This is a genomic window from Actinacidiphila sp. DG2A-62 (assembly GCF_035825295.1).
Classification (GTDB): Bacteria; Actinomycetota; Actinomycetes; order Streptomycetales; family Streptomycetaceae; genus Actinacidiphila.
In genome coordinates this window covers 8,190,091-8,208,366 of the sequence record NZ_JAYMGI010000002.1, presented here as the reverse complement: position 1 = coordinate 8,208,366, position 18,276 = coordinate 8,190,091, and the positions used below count along the sequence as shown (strand labels likewise).

General features: G+C 74.2%; 16 protein-coding genes. 10 read left to right on the top strand and 6 right to left on the bottom strand.

Annotated elements, in window-relative coordinates:
• Positions 1–49 precede the first annotated feature (49 nt).
• Positions 50–961 (top strand): LmeA family phospholipid-binding protein, encoded by a 912-nt coding sequence (locus tag VSR01_RS36055; protein WP_326453173.1) that lies wholly within the window; start codon positions 50–52, stop codon positions 959–961.
• 102 nt (positions 962–1,063) lie between these two features.
• The gene (locus tag VSR01_RS36050) at positions 1,064–1,876 is read left to right on the top strand and encodes an SAM-dependent methyltransferase (protein ID WP_326453172.1); all 813 of its coding nucleotides are present in this window, start codon (positions 1,064–1,066) and stop codon (positions 1,874–1,876) included.
• Positions 1,877–2,001: 125 nt separating this feature from the next.
• Here the strand turns inward: VSR01_RS36050 and VSR01_RS36045 are convergent, their stop codons facing one another.
• Entirely contained in the window at positions 2,002–2,904 is a 903-nt protein-coding gene (locus VSR01_RS36045; RefSeq protein ID WP_326453171.1) for a helix-turn-helix domain-containing protein, read from the bottom strand.
• 84 nt (positions 2,905–2,988) lie between these two features.
• Positions 2,989–3,225, bottom strand: a complete 237-nt coding sequence (locus VSR01_RS36040) for a DUF397 domain-containing protein (protein WP_326453170.1) — start codon at positions 3,223–3,225, stop codon at positions 2,989–2,991.
• Positions 3,226–3,424: 199 nt separating this feature from the next.
• Between VSR01_RS36040 and VSR01_RS36035 the strand changes: the two genes are divergently transcribed.
• Positions 3,425–3,997: an ATP-binding protein gene (locus VSR01_RS36035; RefSeq protein ID WP_326453169.1), complete on the top strand. Its 573-nt coding sequence runs from the start codon at positions 3,425–3,427 to the stop codon at positions 3,995–3,997.
• On the opposite strand, the gene VSR01_RS36030 is transcribed toward VSR01_RS36035, so the two are convergent.
• Positions 3,951–6,218: an alpha-galactosidase gene (locus VSR01_RS36030; RefSeq protein ID WP_326453168.1), complete on the bottom strand. Its 2,268-nt coding sequence runs from the start codon at positions 6,216–6,218 to the stop codon at positions 3,951–3,953. The two genes, VSR01_RS36035 and VSR01_RS36030, sit on opposite strands and share 47 nt — an antisense overlap.
• A 185-nt stretch (positions 6,219–6,403) precedes the next feature.
• Entirely contained in the window at positions 6,404–8,521 is a 2,118-nt protein-coding gene (locus tag VSR01_RS36025) for a fibronectin type III domain-containing protein (protein WP_326453167.1), read from the bottom strand.
• Between the two features lie 226 nt (positions 8,522–8,747).
• On the opposite strand from VSR01_RS36025, the gene VSR01_RS36020 reads away from it, so the two are divergent.
• Both VSR01_RS36020 and VSR01_RS36015 read left to right on the top strand, forming a co-directional pair.
• On the top strand, positions 8,748–9,947 hold the full coding sequence (locus tag VSR01_RS36020) for an ROK family transcriptional regulator (RefSeq protein ID WP_326453166.1): 1,200 nt from the start codon (positions 8,748–8,750) through the stop codon (positions 9,945–9,947).
• 190 nt (positions 9,948–10,137) lie between these two features.
• A complete protein-coding gene (locus VSR01_RS36015; RefSeq protein WP_326453165.1) occupies positions 10,138–11,376 on the top strand; it encodes a transcriptional regulator in 1,239 nt (412 codons plus the stop codon).
• Between the two features lie 108 nt (positions 11,377–11,484).
• Here the strand turns inward: VSR01_RS36015 and VSR01_RS36010 are convergent, their stop codons facing one another.
• Positions 11,485–12,282, bottom strand: a complete 798-nt coding sequence (locus tag VSR01_RS36010) for an AraC family transcriptional regulator (RefSeq protein WP_326453164.1) — start codon at positions 12,280–12,282, stop codon at positions 11,485–11,487.
• A 335-nt stretch (positions 12,283–12,617) separates the two neighbouring features.
• On the opposite strand from VSR01_RS36010, the gene VSR01_RS36005 reads away from it, so the two are divergent.
• The 4 genes from VSR01_RS36005 to VSR01_RS35990 all read left to right on the top strand — a co-directional run bounded on the left by VSR01_RS36005 (position 12,618) and on the right by VSR01_RS35990 (position 15,947).
• Positions 12,618–13,871, top strand: coding sequence for an MFS transporter (locus VSR01_RS36005; RefSeq protein WP_326453163.1), 1,254 nt, complete (start codon positions 12,618–12,620; stop codon positions 13,869–13,871).
• A gap of 74 nt (positions 13,872–13,945) precedes the next feature.
• Positions 13,946–15,463, top strand: coding sequence for an aldehyde dehydrogenase (adh, locus tag VSR01_RS36000; RefSeq protein ID WP_326453162.1), 1,518 nt, complete (start codon positions 13,946–13,948; stop codon positions 15,461–15,463).
• Complete coding sequence (locus VSR01_RS35995; RefSeq protein WP_326453161.1) at positions 15,463–15,642, top strand: hypothetical protein; 180 nt, start codon at positions 15,463–15,465, stop codon at positions 15,640–15,642. Before adh ends, VSR01_RS35995 begins: the two co-directional genes overlap by 1 nt.
• Positions 15,606–15,947: a DUF779 domain-containing protein gene (locus VSR01_RS35990; RefSeq protein WP_326453990.1), complete on the top strand. Its 342-nt coding sequence runs from the start codon at positions 15,606–15,608 to the stop codon at positions 15,945–15,947. The genes VSR01_RS35995 and VSR01_RS35990 overlap by 37 nt, the downstream gene beginning before the upstream one ends.
• A 195-nt stretch (positions 15,948–16,142) precedes the next feature.
• On the opposite strand, the gene ligD is transcribed toward VSR01_RS35990, so the two are convergent.
• The gene (gene ligD, locus VSR01_RS35985) at positions 16,143–17,030 is read right to left on the bottom strand and encodes a non-homologous end-joining DNA ligase (RefSeq protein WP_326453160.1); all 888 of its coding nucleotides are present in this window, start codon (positions 17,028–17,030) and stop codon (positions 16,143–16,145) included.
• Between the two features lie 38 nt (positions 17,031–17,068).
• Here ligD and ku point away from each other — a divergent pair, with 38 nt between their 5' ends.
• A complete protein-coding gene (gene ku / locus VSR01_RS35980; RefSeq protein ID WP_326453159.1) occupies positions 17,069–18,046 on the top strand; it encodes a non-homologous end joining protein Ku in 978 nt (325 codons plus the stop codon).
• The last annotated feature ends 230 nt before the right edge of the window (positions 18,047–18,276 follow it).

The following is an 18,276-nucleotide window of genomic DNA, read 5'->3' as shown; positions in this document are numbered from 1 at the left end:
TCTGAGCTGGGGTGACGAAGGGGGCCGGCGCCTCGATTAGGCTGTCGGGATGCCAGCTGAAGCCGCCCCTGGAGAGCGTTCGCCAGAGCCGGCCGCGCGTGCCGCCGATCACGGTCCGGACGGCGCACCCGACCGCGAGCCGGACGGCGAGGTCGGGCGCGAGCCGAGCAGCGAACCGGGCAGCGACCTGGGCAGCGACCCCGACATATCCGGCGGTGAGCCCCCGGCCGGGCGCGGGAGCGCGCTGCTGCGCAGGCCGCTGCTGGCCGGCGGGTGCGCGGTCCTCGCCCTGGCCGTGCTCGCCGGCGTCGGCGACGTGCTGATCGAGCGGACCGCGCGCCACCGCATCGTCGCGGCCGCGACCTGCCGGCTGAAGCCGGTCGGCCACGTCTCCGCGCAGCTGAGCGGCAGCATGGCCGGGCTGCGGATGCTCACCGGGGAGGTGGGCACGGTCCGCATCCGCGCGCAGGACGTCGAACGCGACGGCACCCGGCTGTCGGTGGCGGCCGAGGTGCGCGGGGTCACCACCAAGGGCGGCAGCAGCGGCGGCAGCGCGGTCGCGACGATCCCCTACGACCAGGTGTCCGAGCGGCTCGGCGGCGGCATCGCCGGACTGCGCCCGCGGGCCGACGGGCCGCACGGGCTGGCGCTGACCGGCACCCTGGCCGGCATTCCGCTGCCGGTGACCGTGCGGGCCCGGATCAGCGCCTCGGGGCAGGAGTTGACGGTCACTCCGACCGATGTGGCCATCCTGGGCGAGGACTTCACCGTGGACCGGCTCTCCTCCTCGCCGCGCACCGCCGCGTTGGCCGGCTCCCTCGGCCCGCGCACCGTGCCGGTGCCCGAACTCCCCTCCGGCGTCAGCTTCACCGCCTTCACCGCGGCGAGCGACGGGCTGCGGCTGTCACTGGCCATCTCCCGTTCGGCCGTGGCCCACCACACGAGGGGCTGTTCTCGGTAACGACCTTGGAGAACGTCTCGACCCCGCGATCATCGCTCCCTAGGATGAGCCTACTTCCGCTACCGGCGGATCACTCTGAGTCGAGACGGTACGAGGGACCCTATGGAACACGGGGACACACCGCTGACCGACAGGATCGACGTGACGGTGCCCAGCGTGGCCCGCATGTACGACTACCTCCTGGACGGTAAGGACAACTATCCGGCCGACCGCACGGCCACCGAGCAACTGCTCCAACAGGTCCCGAGCATGAAGGTGCTGGCGCTCAACAACCGCGACTTCCTGCGCCGCGTGGTGCGGGTGCTCGCCGAGGAGTACGGGATCTCCCAGTTCGTCGACCACGGCTCCGGCCTGCCCACCGTGGACAACGTGCACGAGATCGTGCAGCGCATCAACCCCGACGCCCGGGTCGTCTACACCGACAACGACCCCATCGTGCTGGCCCACGGCCGCGCGCTGCTGGAGCAGAACGAGAACACCGCGGTGATCACCGCCGACTTCCGTGACACCGAGAGCATCTGGGGCAGCGACGAGGTCAAACGGCTGATAAGGATGGACGAGCCGATCGCCGCGTTGTTCGTCTCGGTGCTGCACTGCATCAAGGACAGCGACGACCCGGCCGGCGTCGTCGACCGGGTGCGGGCCAAGCTGCCGCCCGGCAGCTTCCTCGTGGTGTGCCAGCTGGTCAGCGAGGACGAGGAGACCCGGCGCGGCGTCACCGAGTTCATGGACGTGTCGACCGGCGGCAACTGGGGCCGGGTCCGCGAACCGGCCGACGTGGCGGGCTACTTGCACGGGCTGGAGCTGCTGGAGCCCGGCCTGGTCGAGGTCTCCACCTGGCGGGCGGACAACGATCTGGCGCCCAAGCAGACGACCCACGAGTGGATCGAGTACGGCGGCGTCGCACGCATCTGACGCGGCGGCGAGGCGCTCTGACGACGCGTCACGGGCCGGACGGGGACTCCCCCGCCCGGCCCGCGTCGTCTTCCGCGCCGTCCGGCCCGGCCTTTCGTGGTGCGGTCGGCCGCATCCCGGTCCGGTCAGAGATAGCGCTTGAGGGCGTCCTCCAGCATCGCGCGGCTGGCCGCCGGCGTGGCCGCGCGAGCGCTCAACTCGTCCAGCGCGGCACGGTACTTGTCCAGGTCCTCCAGCCGGTCGAGGTAGATCGCGCTGGTCATGTGCTCCAGGTACACCACGTCCGGCAGGAAGCCCTGGGCGAACCGCAGATACGTCACGGCGGCGCCCGGGGTGGCCGCGGCGCTCGCCTCGTAGGAGGCGATCTGCAGGCGCACGCCCGGCTGGCGCAACGCGTCGATGAGGAAGATCAGTTGCTCGCGCATCACGTCGTTGCCGCCGACCGGGCGGTGCAGCACGCCCTCGTCGATGATCGCCCACAGCACCGGCGCTCCCGGTTCGTTCATCCGGCGCTGCCGCTCGCGCCGGAGAGCCACCCGCTGCTCCACCTCGTGCTCCGGCGCGAGCCGGTGGCCGCTGATCACCACCGCCCGCGCGTAGTCGGGGGTCTGCAGCAGGCCGGGCACGAACTGCGTCTCGTAGGTGCGGATGACATGGGCGTCGCGCTCCAGGCCGATCAACTGCTGCAGCCAGTCCGGCACGACCTCGCCGTAGGGCTGCCACCAGTCGGGCTGGGCGGAGCGCTGGACCAGCACGCCGATCTCGGCGCGCTCCCGCTCCGGTACGCCGTACAGCGTCAACAGGTCTTCGACGTCGCGGTACTTGAGCGCGACGTGCGCGGTCTCCATGCGGCTGATCTTGGAGGTGTGCGCCCTGATGTGATGGGCCGCGGTGGCCGGGCTCACACCCACGCTCTCGCGCAGGGCGCGCAGGTAGTTCCCGAGCACGCGCGCCATGGCCTTGGCGCCCATGTCGGGGCGGCGTTCCAGGAGTTGCACCGGGGACACGGGCTGCAACGAAGCGGGCATGCGGGCTCCCAAACGAATACCGGACAGGCCAGTATTGCATCGGGGAGCCCGCTCACGCCGCCCGAAGGCGACGGTTGACCGAAGTCAGGCCGTGAACGCGTCGAATTCGCCGTCCCGGGCGCCGGCGACGAAGGCGGTGATCTCGGCGCGGGTGTAGACGAGGGCGGGACCCTCGGGGTCGCGGGAGTTGCGCACCGCGATGCTGCCGTCGGGCAGTGCGGCCACCTCGACGCAATTGCCGCTCTGGTTGCTGTGGCTGCTCTTGGTCCACCGCACCCCGGTCAGACTGCCGGCCGGGACGCCGTTCTCGAACTGCTGCACGTGCATCACTCCTTCGGACTGGGCCGCACCGTGCGTCCGTTCACGCACCAGGGACCACGATAGGGACACTGGTACCCCTCGCGCACTTGCGAATGCAATTCCCGATGCAATTGCATCACTTCGGGGGTGGTGACGATACTGTGCGTGCCACATCGATCTCGATGCGTGCGCACCGGCGCCGCTCGAAGGGGTGAACCGCATGACCGCTCAGCTTTCCGACACCGTGCCGGGCCGCCGCGGACCGGGCCGGTCGGCGCTCGCCGAGCGGGAGCCGGCCGCGCTCCCCTGGCTGGCGGCGCTCCTGGGCGACGGGGCCGGGGCGTGGGGCGGGACACGGCGCCCCGCGGCCCACGAGGGCTTCGCGGCGCTGCGGTTCGACGCCACGCCCGGCAGCGTGACCCGCGCCCGCGGCTTCCTGCGCAGCACGCTGACGGGGTGGCGGATGAACGAACTGGTGGACGACGCCACGGCGGTCGCGGCCGAACTGGTCGCCAACGCGGTGACCCACGCGCTGGCCCCGCCCGCCGACTCGGCGTGGATCGCGCTGGTGCGCAGCGACGACGCGGTGGTGTGCGCGGTCGCCGACCCCAGCCCGCTGCTGCCCGCGGTCGGCGACCCCGGGCCGCTGGCCGAGTCGGGCCGCGGCCTGCGCATCGTCGCCGAACTCAGCGACAGCTGGGGGCACTCGCAGCCGCGGGCCGCCGGCAAGACGGTCTGGGCCCGCCTCAGCCCCGCCTGCGCACCTCGATCAGCAGTGCCTGGTCGGGGTTGAGCGTCGGCATGGGCACGCCGGAGACGGCGAGCACCGCGCCGGGCAGCGGCAGCCAGCCCTCGACGGCCCGCTCGAACCACGCCGGGCCCGCCGTCTGGTGCAGCGACGGCAGCCCCAGATCGGTGCGCACCCGGATCTCGTACCCGGCCCGCGGGTCGAGCCCCGGCAGCCGGACCCGGCCGGACTGCGCCTCGGCGGACGTCGCCACGCGCGCCCAGGAGTACACCGCCGCGCCGCCGTCGCGGGCCACCACACCGTGCAGCAGCACCGCGTCGTCGCCGAGGTCGGCGCGGACCACGCGGCCGGTGTGCAGCAGCGGGCGCAACTCGCGGTAGAGCGCGGTCCACGCGGTGAGCCGGGCCAGTTCGTCGGGGGCGCAGGCGGTGATGTCCTGCTCGATGCCGGGGTGGCCGAAGAGCGCGGTGGTCAGCCGGAACAGGTCGGTGCTGCGCCGGTCGGTGGTGTGGGCGGGCGAGGGTCCGACGTGCGAGCCGAACAGCTCGGGCGGCAGCAGCTGTCCGGTCCAGCGCTGGATCTGCTGGCGTTCCACCGGGTCGTTGCAGTCCGAGGCCCACACCCGGTCGGTGCGGGACAGGATGCCGAGGTCGACCCGGCCGCCGCCGCTGGCGCAGCTCTCTATCTCCAGGCCGGGGTGGCGCTCCTTGAGCGTGTCCAGCAGCCGGTAGAGCGCGGTGACCTGGGCGTGCGCGGTGGGCCGGTCCGCGGGTCCGTGCACGGCCTCGTGCAGTTCCCTGTTGTGGTCCCACTTCAGGTAGCCGATGTCGTACGTGGAGAGCAGGGCGTCCAGCGCGGTCAGCAGGTGCTGCCACGCGTCGGGGTTGGCCAGGTCCAGCACGTACTGGTGGCGCGAGGAGGGGCCGAGGCCGACCGCGGGACCGAGCACCCAGTCGGGGTGGGCGCGGGCCAGGTCGGAGTCCAGGTTGACCATCTCCGGCTCGACCCACAGCCCGAACTCCATGCCGAGCGAGCGGACGTGGTCCACCAGCGGGGTCAGCCCCCGCGGCCAGACCCGCGGGTCGACCGTCCAGTCGCCGAGCCCGGCGTGGTCGTCGCGGCGGCCGGCGAACCACCCGTCGTCCAGCACGAAGCGCTCGACCCCCACCTCGGCGGCCCGGCTCACCAGCGCCAGCAGCCGGTCCAGGTCGTGGTCGAAGTAGACCGCCTCCCAGCTGTTGAGGATCACCGGGCGGGGCCTGCTCGGGTGCGTGGGCCGAGCCCGCAGCAGGGTGTGGAAGCGGTCGGCGAGGCCGTCGAGGCCGTGGCCGGACCAGGCGAAGTGACAGACCGGCGCCTGGTAGGTCTCGCCGGGCGCGAGCCGGATCTCGCCGGCGCGCAGCAGTTCGCCGCCGCCGAGCACCCCGGCGTGCACGCCGGCGCCCTCCGGCAGCTGCTCGGCCAGGTAGCGCTGGTCGCCGCTCCAGGCGACGTGCACCGCCCACACCTCTCCGGAGCCGAAGCCGAACCCGGGCTCGCCGACGGCCAGCAGGTACGGCGAGTCGAGGCCGGGCTTGCCGCGGCGCACCTCGCGGACGTGGCCGCCGTGGCCGAGGGGGCGGCGCTGCGGGGAGCGCTCGCGGCTCCACTTGCCGGTGAAGTCGAGGATCTCGCTCGCCCTGCGCGGCAGCGGGAGCAGCGTGGTGACCTGGGCGAGGTCGTACGGCGCGGGGTCGGCGGCGGCGTCGGAGCCGGCGTCGCGGTCGGAGCCGGCGTCGCGGTCGGAGTCGACGTCGCGGTCGGAGCCGGCGTCGGAGCCGGCGGGCGCGGGGCGGGACACCGACGCCTGCGCGCTCAGCACGCCCGAGGGCGCCATCGCGTAGCGCAGCCGCAGGTCGAGGCCGGTCGCCGCGTCGGTGAGGTCGAGCACCAGCTCGCCGCCGCCGTCGGGGTCGTGCCGCACCGAGGAACCGGTCAGCCGCGGACGCGGCGCGGCGGCGCCGCCGGCCCGGTGGCCCTGGTGGGCGGGCGTCCCGTGCCAGCCGTCGGCCTCGGTGGGCCACACGGTGAAGCGCCGCACGATGTCGATGGCGTTGTTGAGGACCGCGCCGTCCGCGGTCAGGGCCAGGGAGGCCGCGTCGGCCTCGGTCAGCTCGCCCAGGTCGGCCCCCCAGTGCAGGACTCTGGGCACCGGTTCGCACAGTTCGACGACGAAGCCGGCGCCGGCCGCGCGCAGGGTGACGATCCGCGCGGGGGTGGTGGGCATACGGGGTCCTTTCCATCGAGTCCGGCGCGGCGGGCGCCGTGCCGGACGACCGGGTGCGTGCGGTCGGGGCGGTCCTTCGCGGACCGTGACGTGCGCCCGGGCTCGTCGCCCGGACGCACGTCGCGGTCGTGATCAACGGGAAGAACGTACCGCCGCGGCCTGTCGGGCGGTGATCCGGTGACGTATCACACGCTGATCCGATCGACGTCCGGCGCGTAGTCGTCCGGATTGCCGAGGACGACGGTGTTGGCGCCCGCCGTCAGCCGCACCGGCACGGTCACCTGCTGGGCGCGGCCCCAGTCGTTGTCGTTGCTGCCGGCCACCGGGACGCGCTGCGGCGTGCCGTCGACGGTGACCACCAGCGTGCGGCTGGAGTCGCCGTCCACGTAGCCGAGGGTCAGCAGGTAGGTGCCGTCCCTCGGGACGGAGACGCCGGTGAAGGTGAGGGAGTTGCCGCTGCCGCCGAGGTTGCCGACCTTCTTCCCGCCGGAGCAGCCGGAGCAGTCGCCCACGCTCGCGGTGCCGCTGAGGGCGTTCGCGGCGTCCTCGGCCTCGTACCCGGTCGGACCGCCGGCGGCCGGGGTGGTGAGCGGGACGGCCGGGCCGGCCGCGGAGGAGCGGCCGCGGCGGTCGTGGGCGGTCACGGTGAAGGAGTAGCCGGTGGCGGGGCGCAGCCCGGTCACGGTGGCGGCGGCGCCGGTGGTGCTGGCGACCTTGCGACCGCCCGACCAGACGTCGTAACCCGTCGTCGCGGCACCGGAGTTCACCGGCTGCCAGGCCAGCGACACGCTGGTCGCGGTGGCCGCGGTGGCGTGCACGCCGAGCGGTACGCCCGGCGCGGAGCCGGTGGCGGCGGGGGTGAGGGTGAACAGCCGCGAGCCGTGCGGCGGGAGGTTCTCGGTGAGGTGGCCCGAGACGCCGCCGAGGGCGCGGTGCGCCCACAGGTCGCGCACCCGCGCCGCGCCGCCGATGCCGAGGTCCGCGAGGTCGGCGGTCACGTCGGCGTAGCCGGAGCCGAGGTTGAACAGCGCGAGGGTCACGCTGCCGTCGGCGTTGCGCGCGTACCACACCTGCTGATCGGTCGCCTGGCTGAGCGGGCGGGCCGGGTTGCCTGCCTGGTCGACCTTGATGACCTCGTCGTTGGTGAGCAGCGACAGGCCGTACGGGTCGAGTCTGGTCAGGTCGTCGCCGGTGTACAGCGGCGCGGACTCCACCGCCCACAGCGTGGCGTAGGTCTGCCGCTCGGCGTCGGTGAGGCCGTCCATGGCGCCGACGCCCACGTCGAGGGAGTCGAGGTTGTTCCAGCCCCCGGGTCCCGCGTCGTCGATCCACGGCACGACGTCGGTGAAGCGGCCCTTGACGGAGTTGTTCCAGGTCACCAGGGAGTCGCAGTAGCACTCCACGTCGGTGTCGATGCGCCAGCCGTTGGTGTTCGCCTTCCACACGCCGGCCTGGGCGTGACTGAGCGCCCACGACACGGTCAGCTGGATCGGCCGGCCGGTGGCCTGCAGCGCGGTGTGCCAGGCGCGCACGTCGGGCACGTTGTCGTGGGCCGCGTCGCCCTGGAAGGAGCCGGGGCCGACGCCGTCGAGCTTGAGGAAGTCCACGCCCCAGGAGGCCAGTTCGTCGGCGACGGAGTCGATGTACTTCTGCGAGCAGGAATTGGACCAGTCCATCTGGTACGACACGTCGTCCCAGCCGCTGGTCCTGCGCAGGTCGGGGTAGACCAGGTCCTTGGTGGTGCAGCCGGGCGCGCCGGCGACCGGCGTCCGCCCGTCGTTGTACGCGTCGATGTAGAGGCCGACCGCCAGGTACAGGCCGAACTTCAGGCCCTTGGCGTGCAGTCGGTCGCCGACGTACTTCATGCCGTGCGGGAACTTCCGCGGGTCCGCGACCGGGCGCCCGTAGGCGTCGAAGACGTTGGTCCCCTGGTCGACGTTCCAGCCGGCGTCGATGTTGACGTAGTCGTAGCCGTGCGGTTCGAGCTTGGCGGCCACCACGTCCGCCTGGGCCAGGACATGGGACTCGGTGAGCCAGTCCTCGCCGCCGTAGCCGGGGAAGCCGGTCGACTCCAGGCTCCAACTGCTCCAGCCCATGTACGGCTTGGCGGCGAGCACGGGCGCGGACGCGGGCGAGGGGGCCCCTGCGGGTGCGGGGGCGGACGCAGGAGCGTGCGCGGACGCGGAAACGGGCGTGGACGCGGGCGCCGGCGGGGAGGCGGCGGCAGCGGCGGGCAGCGCGAAGGCGGCGACGAGTGCGGCGGCGATCAGCGCGGGTGCTGCCGGACGAGACAGACGAGGCATCGGTGTCCTCCATCTCTTCAGCGAGGGCAGCGGCCGGGAGTGGGCCCGGCCGCGCTCCGCGCCGGGAGGGACCGTCCCGTCCGCTCCCGGCGCGGAGTGCGGCGAACGTAGCGGCACTTTCCTTCCACCGTCAACATATTCCGCCGCCTCCAGTTCCGGCGGCGCACCCCACCTCCGGTCGCACCTGGGCCTTTTGATGTTTCCTCCGGAAAGGTAATGTCCTGGCATGACGCTCGCCGATCGGCCGCCCGCGGCGGCTCTGGTCTTCCGGACCCTGCTCGCCCACGGCCCTCTCACCAGGGCCGAGGTGGGCCGGCGGACCGGGCTGTCGCCCGGCGCGGTCACCAAGGTCGCCACTCCCCTGCTCGCCGACGGCTGGATCACCGAACTGGGCCGGCCCGCGGTGGAGAAGGCCACCGGCCGGCCCGCCACGCTCGTCGCGGTCCGCGCCGAGCGGGCCCGCCTGATCGGCGTGAAGATCACCGGCGACGAGCTGATCGGCGTGCTGACCGATCTGACGGCGCGGCCGCTGGCCACCCGCCGCGCGGAGCTGGGGTCGCGCGACGTGGGGGCGGTGGTGCTGGCCGTCGCCCGACTGGTCGCGGCGCTGCGCACGCAGGCGGGCGCGGGGCCGGAGAGCACGGAACCGGAGGACGCGGAACCGGAGGACGCGGAGCGCGGCGGCGGTGTGCACGGCTTGGGCGTCACCGTCTCCGGCGACGTGGACGGCAGGACCGGCACGGTCGCCTATTCGCCCTTCCTCGACTGGCGGCGGGTGCCGCTCGCCCGGCTGGTGGAGTCGGCGACCGGCGTCCCGACGCTGATCGAGAACGACGTGCGGGCGCTGACCGTGGCCGAGCAGTGGTTCGGCGCGGGCGTCGGCCTCTCCTCGTTCGCCCTGGTCACGGTCGGCGCGGGGATCGGCGCCGGGCTGTCGATCGGCGGCCGGGTGGTGTCCGGCGCGCGCGGGGTGGCCGGTGAGATCGGCCATCTCCCGGTCGGCGGCGGCGACCGCGTCTGCACCTGCGGCAACACCGGCTGCGTGGAGGCTGTCGCGTCCACCCACGCCATCACCGACCAGGCCCGGCGGGCCACCGGCGACCCCGGGCTGACCATGCGGGACGCGGTGCGCCGGGCGCACGACGGCGATCCGGCGGTGCGCGCGGTCTTCGCCCGCGCCGGCCGCGCCATGGGACGCGCGCTGGCGTCGGTGGCCAACCTCGTGGGCCCGGAGCGCATCATCATCTCCGGCGAGGGCGTGGCCTCCTATGACCTCTACGCGGACCAGATCCGGCAGACGTTCGCCGCCCACGCGTTCGGCGCCGCCGCCGACTGCGACATCCTGGTCCGCCCGCTGCCCTTCGAGGAGTGGGCCCGCGGCGGCGCGGCGGTCGCGGCCCAGCAGCTCTTCGCGCCCGGCGCGTAGCGGGGCGGCGGAGGGCGCGGCGGCGGGCCGGCGGACGACCGGCGGACGGCCGTGCGCCCCGTCCGGAGGAAGCCGCGCCGAAAGCCTCGACGGCGCCGCCCGATTGTGCCTTCAATGTGGGAAGCCGCTGACGCGGCCGCACGGCAGGGGCCTCGGGCGACGACGAAGTCGGGATGGCGTCGGGATGGCGATGGCAGCACTGGGTGCGCTCAGGGAGCGCAGGGCGGCGCTGGAGCAGGAGTGGGCGCTGCGCGTGCCGCAGCTGCGGACCGCGGCGGTCGTGCCGCCGCCCACCGATCTGGTCAGGCCCGAGGTCAGCGAGTCCTGGATGCGGTCGCTGCCCACCGTCGACCCGGGTCTGAGCAGCGCGCCGCCGGCCCGCCGGGAGCCCGCGTGGACCCGCTCGCCGCTGTACCGCCCGGTCGCCGACCTGGCCGGGGAGCTGCGCAGCATCACCGAGGACGCCGGGTTCGTGGCGGCGGTGACCGACGAGGCGGGCACCATCGTGTGGACCTGCGGCGGCCGGGTGATGCGACGCCGCGCCGAACGGGTCAACTTCGCGCCCGGCGGCCGCTGGGACGAGGGCGCGATGGGCACCAACGCGCTGTCGCTGGCGCTGCGCACCGGCCGCCCGAGCACGGTCTTCTCCGCCGAGCACCTGGTCGCCGCGCTGCACGGCTGGGTCTGCTACTGCGCGCCGGTGCGCGGCGCCGACGGGCGGGTGCTGGGGGTGCTGGACCTGTCCACCACCTGGGACCGTTCGCATCCGCTGGCGCTGCCGACCGTACGCACCCTCACCTCCGCGATCGAGGGGCGGCTGCGCGACCTGGAACGGGAGGGCCGGCCCCGCGCGGCGGACCGTGCGGGGCGGGTGGAGCTGACGTGCCTCGGCGCCGCGTCGGCGGCCCGCGACGGCGCCCGGCTGCACCTGCCGCCGCGGCAGGTGGAGATCCTCACGCTGCTCGCGCTGGAGCCCGAGGGCTTCTCACCCGACCGGCTGCACGACGCGCTCTACGGCGACCGGCCGGTCACCGCGTCGACGTTCAAGGCGGAGGTCTCCCACCTGCGGCGCGCGCTGGACGGCGCGGTCGCCACCCGCCGCTACGCGCTGACTGCGCCGGTGGACTGCGACGCGGTGCGGGTCCTGCGCGCGCTCGAAGGCGGCGACACCGCGACGGCCGTACGGCTCTACCGCGGCCCGCTGCTGCCGGCCTCCGAGGCGCCGGGCGTGCTGGCCTGGCGCTCCCGGCTGGAGGTCGTCCTGCGCGAGTCGGTCCTCGCCTCGACCACCGCGGACCACGCCCTGAGCTACGGCAAGCGCGCGCCCTACGACGCCGAGATCCACGAACACGCCCTCCGCCTGCTCCCCGCCGCCGACCCGCGCCGGCCGCTGGCCCTCGGCCGCCTGGCCGCCGCACTCGACGACTGACCCGACCGCCCCGCCGCGCCTGCGGCGTGCACGGCGGCCGCGGTCCGCGCACACCCGGTCCTGGGAGAACTGCGGGCCACCGGGAGGTGCACGGGGCCGAGGGCGCGGCTACGCCCGGCGCGGGGTCTGGTAGGCGCCGGGCGTCTGGCCCATCGTGCGGGTGAAGGTGTCGATGAACGCGCTCGCGGTGGCCCAGCCGCAGCGGTGCGCGGTCTCGGTGACCGTCACGCCCTCGGCGAGCAGCACCATCGCGTGGAACACCCGCCGGTGGGTCCGCCACTGCGGGTAGGTCATGCCGAACTCGGTGCGGAACAGCCGGGTCAGGGTGCGCTGCCCGGCCCCGGACTCGCGGGCCAGCCAGGCCAGGCCGCGCGGCCTGCTCAGGTCCTCGGCGACCAGCCGGCAGGCGTGCGCCAGTCGCGGGTCGCGGGCCTCGGGCAGCGCCAGCGGCCGGGCACGGGCGCGGCGCAGCCGGTCGGAGAGCACCGCCCTGATCCGGCCCGCCTCGCCCGCGGGCAGCCCCGGCTCGGTGTAGGCGACCAGCAGTTCGCGCAGCAGCGGGTCGACGGCGAGGATCACCGGCGAGGTGGTGGCGAGCGGCGCGGGGGCGTCCCGGTCGGCGGGGAAGTTCACGATGTGCAGCGAGCTGCTGCCGTAGACGCGGTGCTCGTGCCAGATCCCGGCGGGCGTCCACACCGCACGGTCGCGCGAGGCGACCCACGCGCCCCGCTCGGTCTGGATCGCGAGCACCCCGGTGCTGACGTAGATCAGCTGGTGGTGGTCGTGGGAGTGGCGCGCGACCACCTCGCCGCCCGCGCGCTGCTCCACATAGCCCGGCAGGGGCGCCGGGCGGGCGCCGGGGCGGCGGGGGCGGCCGGACGGGTGGGGATGGCCGATCTCCGACATCACGCGGCAGAATACCGGAAGTCCGCAGCCGCGCCGGATGGCAGCGTTGATGTCATGATCACACCGCACCACCCGACCCACCGATGACGACGCAGGACACGGCGCCGGACACGCCGCCCGCGCGGGAGCAGGACCGCAGGTCGGCGCCGGACCCGGCGTCCGGGCCGGACCACCGCACGGACCCGGACGGCGAGCCGGCGCCCGCGCCCGCTCCGGGTCCCGCGCCCGCTCCGGGTCCCGGGCCGGCTCAGGGTCCCGGGCCCGTTCGGGAAGCCGCGCCCGCTCCGAGTCCCGGGCCCGTTCGGGAAGCCGCGCCCGCTCCGGAAGCCGCGCCCGTGCCCGGCCCGCGCAAAGGCCTGCTGCGCCGGCTCGCGCTCGACACCCGGCCGCTGGCCGTTCCCGCGTACCGCCGGCTGCTGCTCGGCCAGAGCGCCGCGCTGGTCGGCACGATGGTGACCGAGACGGCCGTCCCGGTGCAGATCTACCGCATGTCGCACTCCTCGCTGTACGTCGGCCTGACCGGGCTGGCCGGCGTGGTGCCGATCGTGGCGTTCGGGCTCTACGGCGGCGCGATCGCCGACTCCATGGACCGGCGGCGGCTGTCGGTGGCCGCGTCCCTGCTGACCTGGAGCGTGACGCTGCTGCTGCTCGCCCAGGCGGTGCTCGGCCTGCACTCGGTGGCCGCGGTGCTCGCCCTGGTGGCGGTGCAGTCGGCGGGGTTCGCGATCGCGTCCTCGGCACGCGGCGCGATCATCCCGCAGCTGGTGCCCGCGGACATGGTCGCCGCCGCGAACACGCTGAACTTCACCACGGGCAACGTCGCCCAGGTGGCAGGGCCGCTGCTGGCCGGCGTCCTGGTGTCGCTGCCGCACGGCTTCGGCTACGCCTACGGCGTCGACGCGGTGCTGTTCGCCGGCGTGCTCTACGCGACCGTGCGGCTGCCGCCGATCGTGCCCGCCGCCGCGGCGCGCGCCGGGACCCGCGCGGTGGTGGAGGGGCTGCGCTTCATCGCGGCGCGCCCGGTGCTGCTGACGTCCTTCGCGGTGGACATCGCGGCCATGACGCTGGCCATGCCGCGCGCGCTGTTCCCGCAGGCGGCGCAGACCCGCTTCCACGGCGGGATCGGGCTGCTCTACGCCTCGCTCGCGATCGGCTCGGTGCTGGCCGGGCTGGTCAGCGGCTGGATCGGCCGGGTGCGCCGGCAGGGCGTGGCGCTGGCCTGCGCGGCGGCCGGCTGGGGCGCGGCGATGGCGCTGGCCGGGCAGGCCCGCACGCTGTGGCTGGCGGTGCTGCTGCTGATGCTGGCCGGCGCCGCGGACCTGGTCAGCGCGGTGTACCGGCAGACGATGCTGCAGACGTACGCCCCGGACGAGATGCGCGGCCGGATGCAGGGCGTGTTCACCGTCGTGGTCTCCGGCGGGCCGCCGCTGGGCGACCTGCGCGCGGGCAGCCTCGCCGCGGCGACCTCGCTCGGCGTCGCCTGGTCCGGCAGCTCGCTGCTGTGCGTGGTCCTGGTGCTGGGCGGCGCGGTGGCCGTCCGCCCGTTCTGGACCTACGACGCCCACGCCCCAGCACCCGGGCGCGCCTGACGCGACCAACCTTTCGCCAACCTTCGGCGGTCACAGTGGGCTCGTCGCAACCCCTGCGTTTCAGGAGCGCCACCATGGTCTACGCGCAGCCAGGCACCGAGGGAAGCATCGTCAGCTTCGCCCGCCGCTACGACAACTTCATCGGCGGGGAGTGGGTCGCACCGGCCGAGGGACGCTACTTCGACAACCCGTCCCCGGTGACCGGCGAGACGTTCTGCGAGGTCGCCCGGTCCACCGCGCCGGACGTCGAGCGGGCGCTGGACGCGGCGCACGCCGCGGCCGGGGCGTGGGGCCGCACCTCGGCCACCCAGCGGGCGGTGATCCTGAACAGGATCGCCGACCGGATCGAGGAGAACCTGGAGAAGCTGGCGGTCGCCGAGACGTGGGAGAACGGCAAGCCGGTGCGCGAGACGCTCGCCGCGGACCTGCCGCTCGCGGTGGACCACTTCCGCTACTTCGCCGGGGCGATCCGCGCCCAGGAGGGCAGCATCGCGGAGATCGACGCGGACACCGTGGCGTACCACTTCCACGAGCCGCTGGGCGTGGTCGGCCAGATCATCCCGTGGAACTTCCCGATTTTGATGGCCACCTGGAAGCTCGCGCCCGCGCTGGCCGCGGGCAACTGCGTGGTGATCAAGCCGGCCGAGCAGACCCCGGCGAGCCTGCTGCTGGTGATCGACCTGATCGCGGACCTGCTGCCGCCCGGCGTGGTCAACGTCGTCAACGGCTTCGGCGTCGAGGCCGGCAAGCCGCTGGCGTCCAGCCCCCGGGTGGCCAAGGTCGCCTTCACCGGCGAGACCACCACCGGCCGGCTGATCATGCAGTACGCCAGCGAGAACATCATCCCGGTGACGCTGGAGCTGGGCGGCAAGAGCCCGAACATCTTCCTGCCGGACGTCATGGCCGCCGACGACGACTACCTGGACAAGGCCGTCGAGGGCTTCGTGATGTTCGCGCTGAACCAGGGCGAGGTCTGCACCTGTCCGTCCCGCGCGCTGATCGCGTCCTCGATCTACGACGAGTTCATGGCGCGATGCGTCGAGCGCACCCGGGCGATCCGCGGCGGCGACCCGCTGGACCAGGCGACCATGCTCGGCGCGCAGGCCAGCAACGACCAGTACGAGAAGATCCTGTCGTACATCGACATCGGCCGGCAGGAGGGCGCGGAGGTCGTCACCGGCGGCGGCGCCCGCAAGGTCCCCGGCCTGGACGGCGGCTACTACATCGAGCCGACGATCTTCCGCGGCACCAACGACATGCGGATCTTCCAGGAGGAGATCTTCGGGCCGGTGGTCTCGGTGACCACGTACGACTCGGTGGACGAGGCGCTGAAGCTCGCCAACGACACGCTGTACGGGCTGGGCGCGGGCGTGTGGACCCGCGACGGCGGCACGGCGTACCGGCTGGGCCGCGAGATCAAGGCGGGCCGGGTGTGGACCAACTGCTACCACGCGTACCCGGCGCACGCGGCGTTCGGCGGCTACAAGAACTCCGGGATCGGCCGGGAGAACCACAAGATGATGCTGGAGCACTACCAGCAGACCAAGAACCTGCTGGTCAGCTACTCGCCGAAGGCACAGGGGTTCTTCTGATGGACGGCTCCGGCGGCCCCGGCGGCCCGGACACCGAGGCGGGCGCGCGGGCGCCGGGCGCCGCCGCGGCCGGCGGGAGCGGCTCCGCCGCCGCGGCAGCGGAGCCGGTGCGCCGCGTCGACCTCTCCCCGCGGCGCGCGAGCTGGTGGACCGGCTGGCCGCGCGGCACGGCCCGCTGATGTTCCACCAGTCGGGCGGCTGCTGCGACGGCAGCTCGCCGATGTGCTATCCGCGCGGCGAGTTCCGGGTCGGCGGCTCCGACGTGCTGCTCGGACTGGTCGCCGGGGACACCCCGTTCTGGATGAGCGCGGCCCAGTACGCGTACTGGCGGCACACCCATCTGACGGTGGACGTGGTGCCCGGCCGTGGCAGCGGCTTCTCGCTGGAGGCGCCGGAGGGCGTGCGGTTCCTGCTGCGCTCCCGGCTGCTGACCGACGAGGAGCTGGAGCGGATCGCCGCGGAGCCGCCGCCGCGGCGCGGCTGACCCCGCGCCCTCCGCGCGGCGACCGCACCCCGTGCGGCCGGCCGCGCCACCGGACCGGCATCCGCCGTCCGGCGCCTGTCGGCGGGCGCCGGGCGGCGGTTGCCACGCCCAGCCGCACCGGGCCACGGGGGGCCACGCCCTGGGCGCCGCGGTCGTCCGCGCCGCGCGAGCCGACGGTGTCCGCCCCGGGGGCGCTCAGCCGGGCAGCGGGGACGCCGCGGCGGGATCGAGCAGGCCGGCCATCAGGTCGCCGCCGCGGCGCACCCGGTCCGGCACGTCGGCGAGGGTGAACTCCAGCTGGGCCGGCCGCCGCGCCGACGCGACCTCGCGCCACGACAGCGGCGCGGACACCGTCGGCGTCTGCCGGGCCCGTACGGTGTACGGCGCCGCGGTGGTCTTGCGCGCGGAGTTCTGCGACCAGTCGATGAAGACGCGGTCCGCCCGGTCGGCCCTGGTCATCCGCGAGATCACGGTGTCGGGGTGCCGGGCCTCCAGTTCACGGGCGATCCGCCGCGCGTAGTCCCCCGCGGCGGCCGGGGTCGCGCCGCGCAGCGCGGCCAGCAGGTGCAGGCCCTTGGAGCCGCTGGTCTTGGCCCACACCACGATGCCGTCCTCGGCGAGCCGGTCGCGCAGCAGCAGCGCGACCCGGCAGCAGTCCACCACCGTGCGGCCGGGACCCGGGTCCAGATCGAGCACCAGCCGGTCGGCGGACTGCGGCGAGGCGGCCTTCCACTGGTGGGTGTGGATCTCCACGCAGGCGAGGTTCCCCGCCCAGATCAGCGTGGCCAGATCGTTCACCTGCACCTGGTCCATGATCTCGCCGCTGTTCCTGACCGTCTCCGCGGTCGTCACCCAGTCGGGCGTACCGGCGGGCGGCCTTTTCTGGAAGAAGCGCTGCCCCTCCACACCGTCCGGGGTGCGCACGAAGCTGACCTGCCGGCCCCGCACGTGCGGCAGCAGCGCGTCGGCGACGGTCGCGTAGTAGTGCAGCAGCTCGGCCTTGGTGGTGCCGGTCGCGGGCCACAGCACGCGGTCGAGGTGGCTGAGCCTGAGCGTCCGGCCCTCGACCTCGGTGATCGGCATACCATAAAGATCCCATAGGCTGACAAAAAGGACACGCCATGCGCAGCGTCTGGTCGGGGAACCTGGCCTTCGGCCTCGTCTCCATCCCCGTGAAGCTGGGATCAGCGGTCTCCAGTCACAAGATCAGCTTCCGCCAGATCCACCTGGCCGACCAGGGCAGGGTCCGTTACCAGAAGACCTGCGAGCTGGACGCCGAGGTGCTGGAGCCGTCCGAGATCGGGCGGGCCTTCGAGACCCCCGACGACCGGCTGGTCGAGGTGAGCGACGCCGACCTCCAGTCGCTGCCGCTGCCCACCGCGAAGACCATCGAGGTCAGCGGGTTCGTGGAGACGTCCTCGATCGACGCGATGCAGCTCGACACCCCGTACTTCATCGCGCCCGCCACCCCCGCGGCCAACAAGCCGTACGTGCTGATGCGCGAGGCGCTGAGCCGCTCGGGGAAGGCCGCGGTCGGCAAGTTCGCCATGCGCAACTCCGAGCATCTGGCGCTGATCACCTCGCGCGACGACATCCTGTTGCTCCAGACGCTGCGCTGGCCGGACGAGCTGAACTCCTCGGCGGAGGCCGCGCCCCGCGGCAGCGTGTCGATCAGCGACAACGAGCTGCGGCTGGCCGACACCCTGATCGACGCGCTGGGCGAGGCGGACCTGAGCGAGTACCACGACGAGTACGCGCAGGCCGTCCAGGCGCTGGTGACGGCCAAGCTGGAGGGCGAGGAGCCGCCCGCCCCGTCCGGCGAGCGCGGCGGCGGCGAGGTGGTGGACCTGATGGCGGCCCTCCAGGCGTCGGTGGACCAGGCGAGGCCGCGCGGCGGCAGGTCGGGCGCGAAGAAGGCGCCGGCCCGCAAGACGGCGCAGTCGTCGAAGTCGGCGGGATCGGCGGGATCGGCGGGATCGGCCCGTTCCGCGAAGTCCGCCTCCTCGGGGAAGTCCGCGTCGGCGGCGAAGTCGTCCTCGTCGGGGAAGAAGGCCGCCAAGTCGCCGGCCCGCAAGAGCACCCGGCGCAAGGCGAGCTGACCGCCCGCGTCCCCGGGCCTCGGGGCCCCGGGCCCCCGAAAAGCCCCGGGCCCCGGCCCCCCCGGGCAGGGTGCCCCGCGCGGTTTTTGAACGGCGTATGAAGGCGCGCGCAGCCAATCCCCGCAAAGCGGGGCGAAGCGCTCCGCGCGCCGTTGACACCCCGGAACGCCGCTGCCTACGTTACGGCCAAGGCGGCCCGCCTCCGTGGCCGCCGCATCGATGCTTCGCCC

Bases quoted from the DNA above. Each gene is read 5' to 3' on its own strand.
- ku (WP_326453159.1), top strand. From the start codon at position 17,069: ATGCGCAGCGTCTGGTCGGGGAACCTGGCCTTCGGCCTCGTCTCCATC.
- ligD (WP_326453160.1), bottom strand. From the start codon at position 17,030: ATGCCGATCACCGAGGTCGAGGGCCGGACGCTCAGGCTCAGCCACCTC.
- VSR01_RS36015 (WP_326453165.1), top strand. From the start codon at position 10,138: ATGGCAGCACTGGGTGCGCTCAGGGAGCGCAGGGCGGCGCTGGAGCAG.
- VSR01_RS36010 (WP_326453164.1), bottom strand. From the start codon at position 12,282: ATGTCGGAGATCGGCCATCCCCACCCGTCCGGCCGCCCCCGCCGCCCC.
- VSR01_RS36020 (WP_326453166.1), top strand. From the start codon at position 8,748: ATGACGCTCGCCGATCGGCCGCCCGCGGCGGCTCTGGTCTTCCGGACC.
- VSR01_RS36025 (WP_326453167.1), bottom strand. From the start codon at position 8,521: ATGCCTCGTCTGTCTCGTCCGGCAGCACCCGCGCTGATCGCCGCCGCA.
- adh (WP_326453162.1), top strand. From the start codon at position 13,946: ATGGTCTACGCGCAGCCAGGCACCGAGGGAAGCATCGTCAGCTTCGCC.
- VSR01_RS36035 (WP_326453169.1), top strand. From the start codon at position 3,425: ATGACCGCTCAGCTTTCCGACACCGTGCCGGGCCGCCGCGGACCGGGC.
- VSR01_RS36030 (WP_326453168.1), bottom strand. From the start codon at position 6,218: ATGCCCACCACCCCCGCGCGGATCGTCACCCTGCGCGCGGCCGGCGCC.
- VSR01_RS36055 (WP_326453173.1), top strand. From the start codon at position 50: ATGCCAGCTGAAGCCGCCCCTGGAGAGCGTTCGCCAGAGCCGGCCGCG.
- VSR01_RS35995 (WP_326453161.1), top strand. From the start codon at position 15,463: ATGGACGGCTCCGGCGGCCCCGGCGGCCCGGACACCGAGGCGGGCGCG.
- VSR01_RS36050 (WP_326453172.1), top strand. From the start codon at position 1,064: ATGGAACACGGGGACACACCGCTGACCGACAGGATCGACGTGACGGTG.
- VSR01_RS36045 (WP_326453171.1), bottom strand. From the start codon at position 2,904: ATGCCCGCTTCGTTGCAGCCCGTGTCCCCGGTGCAACTCCTGGAACGC.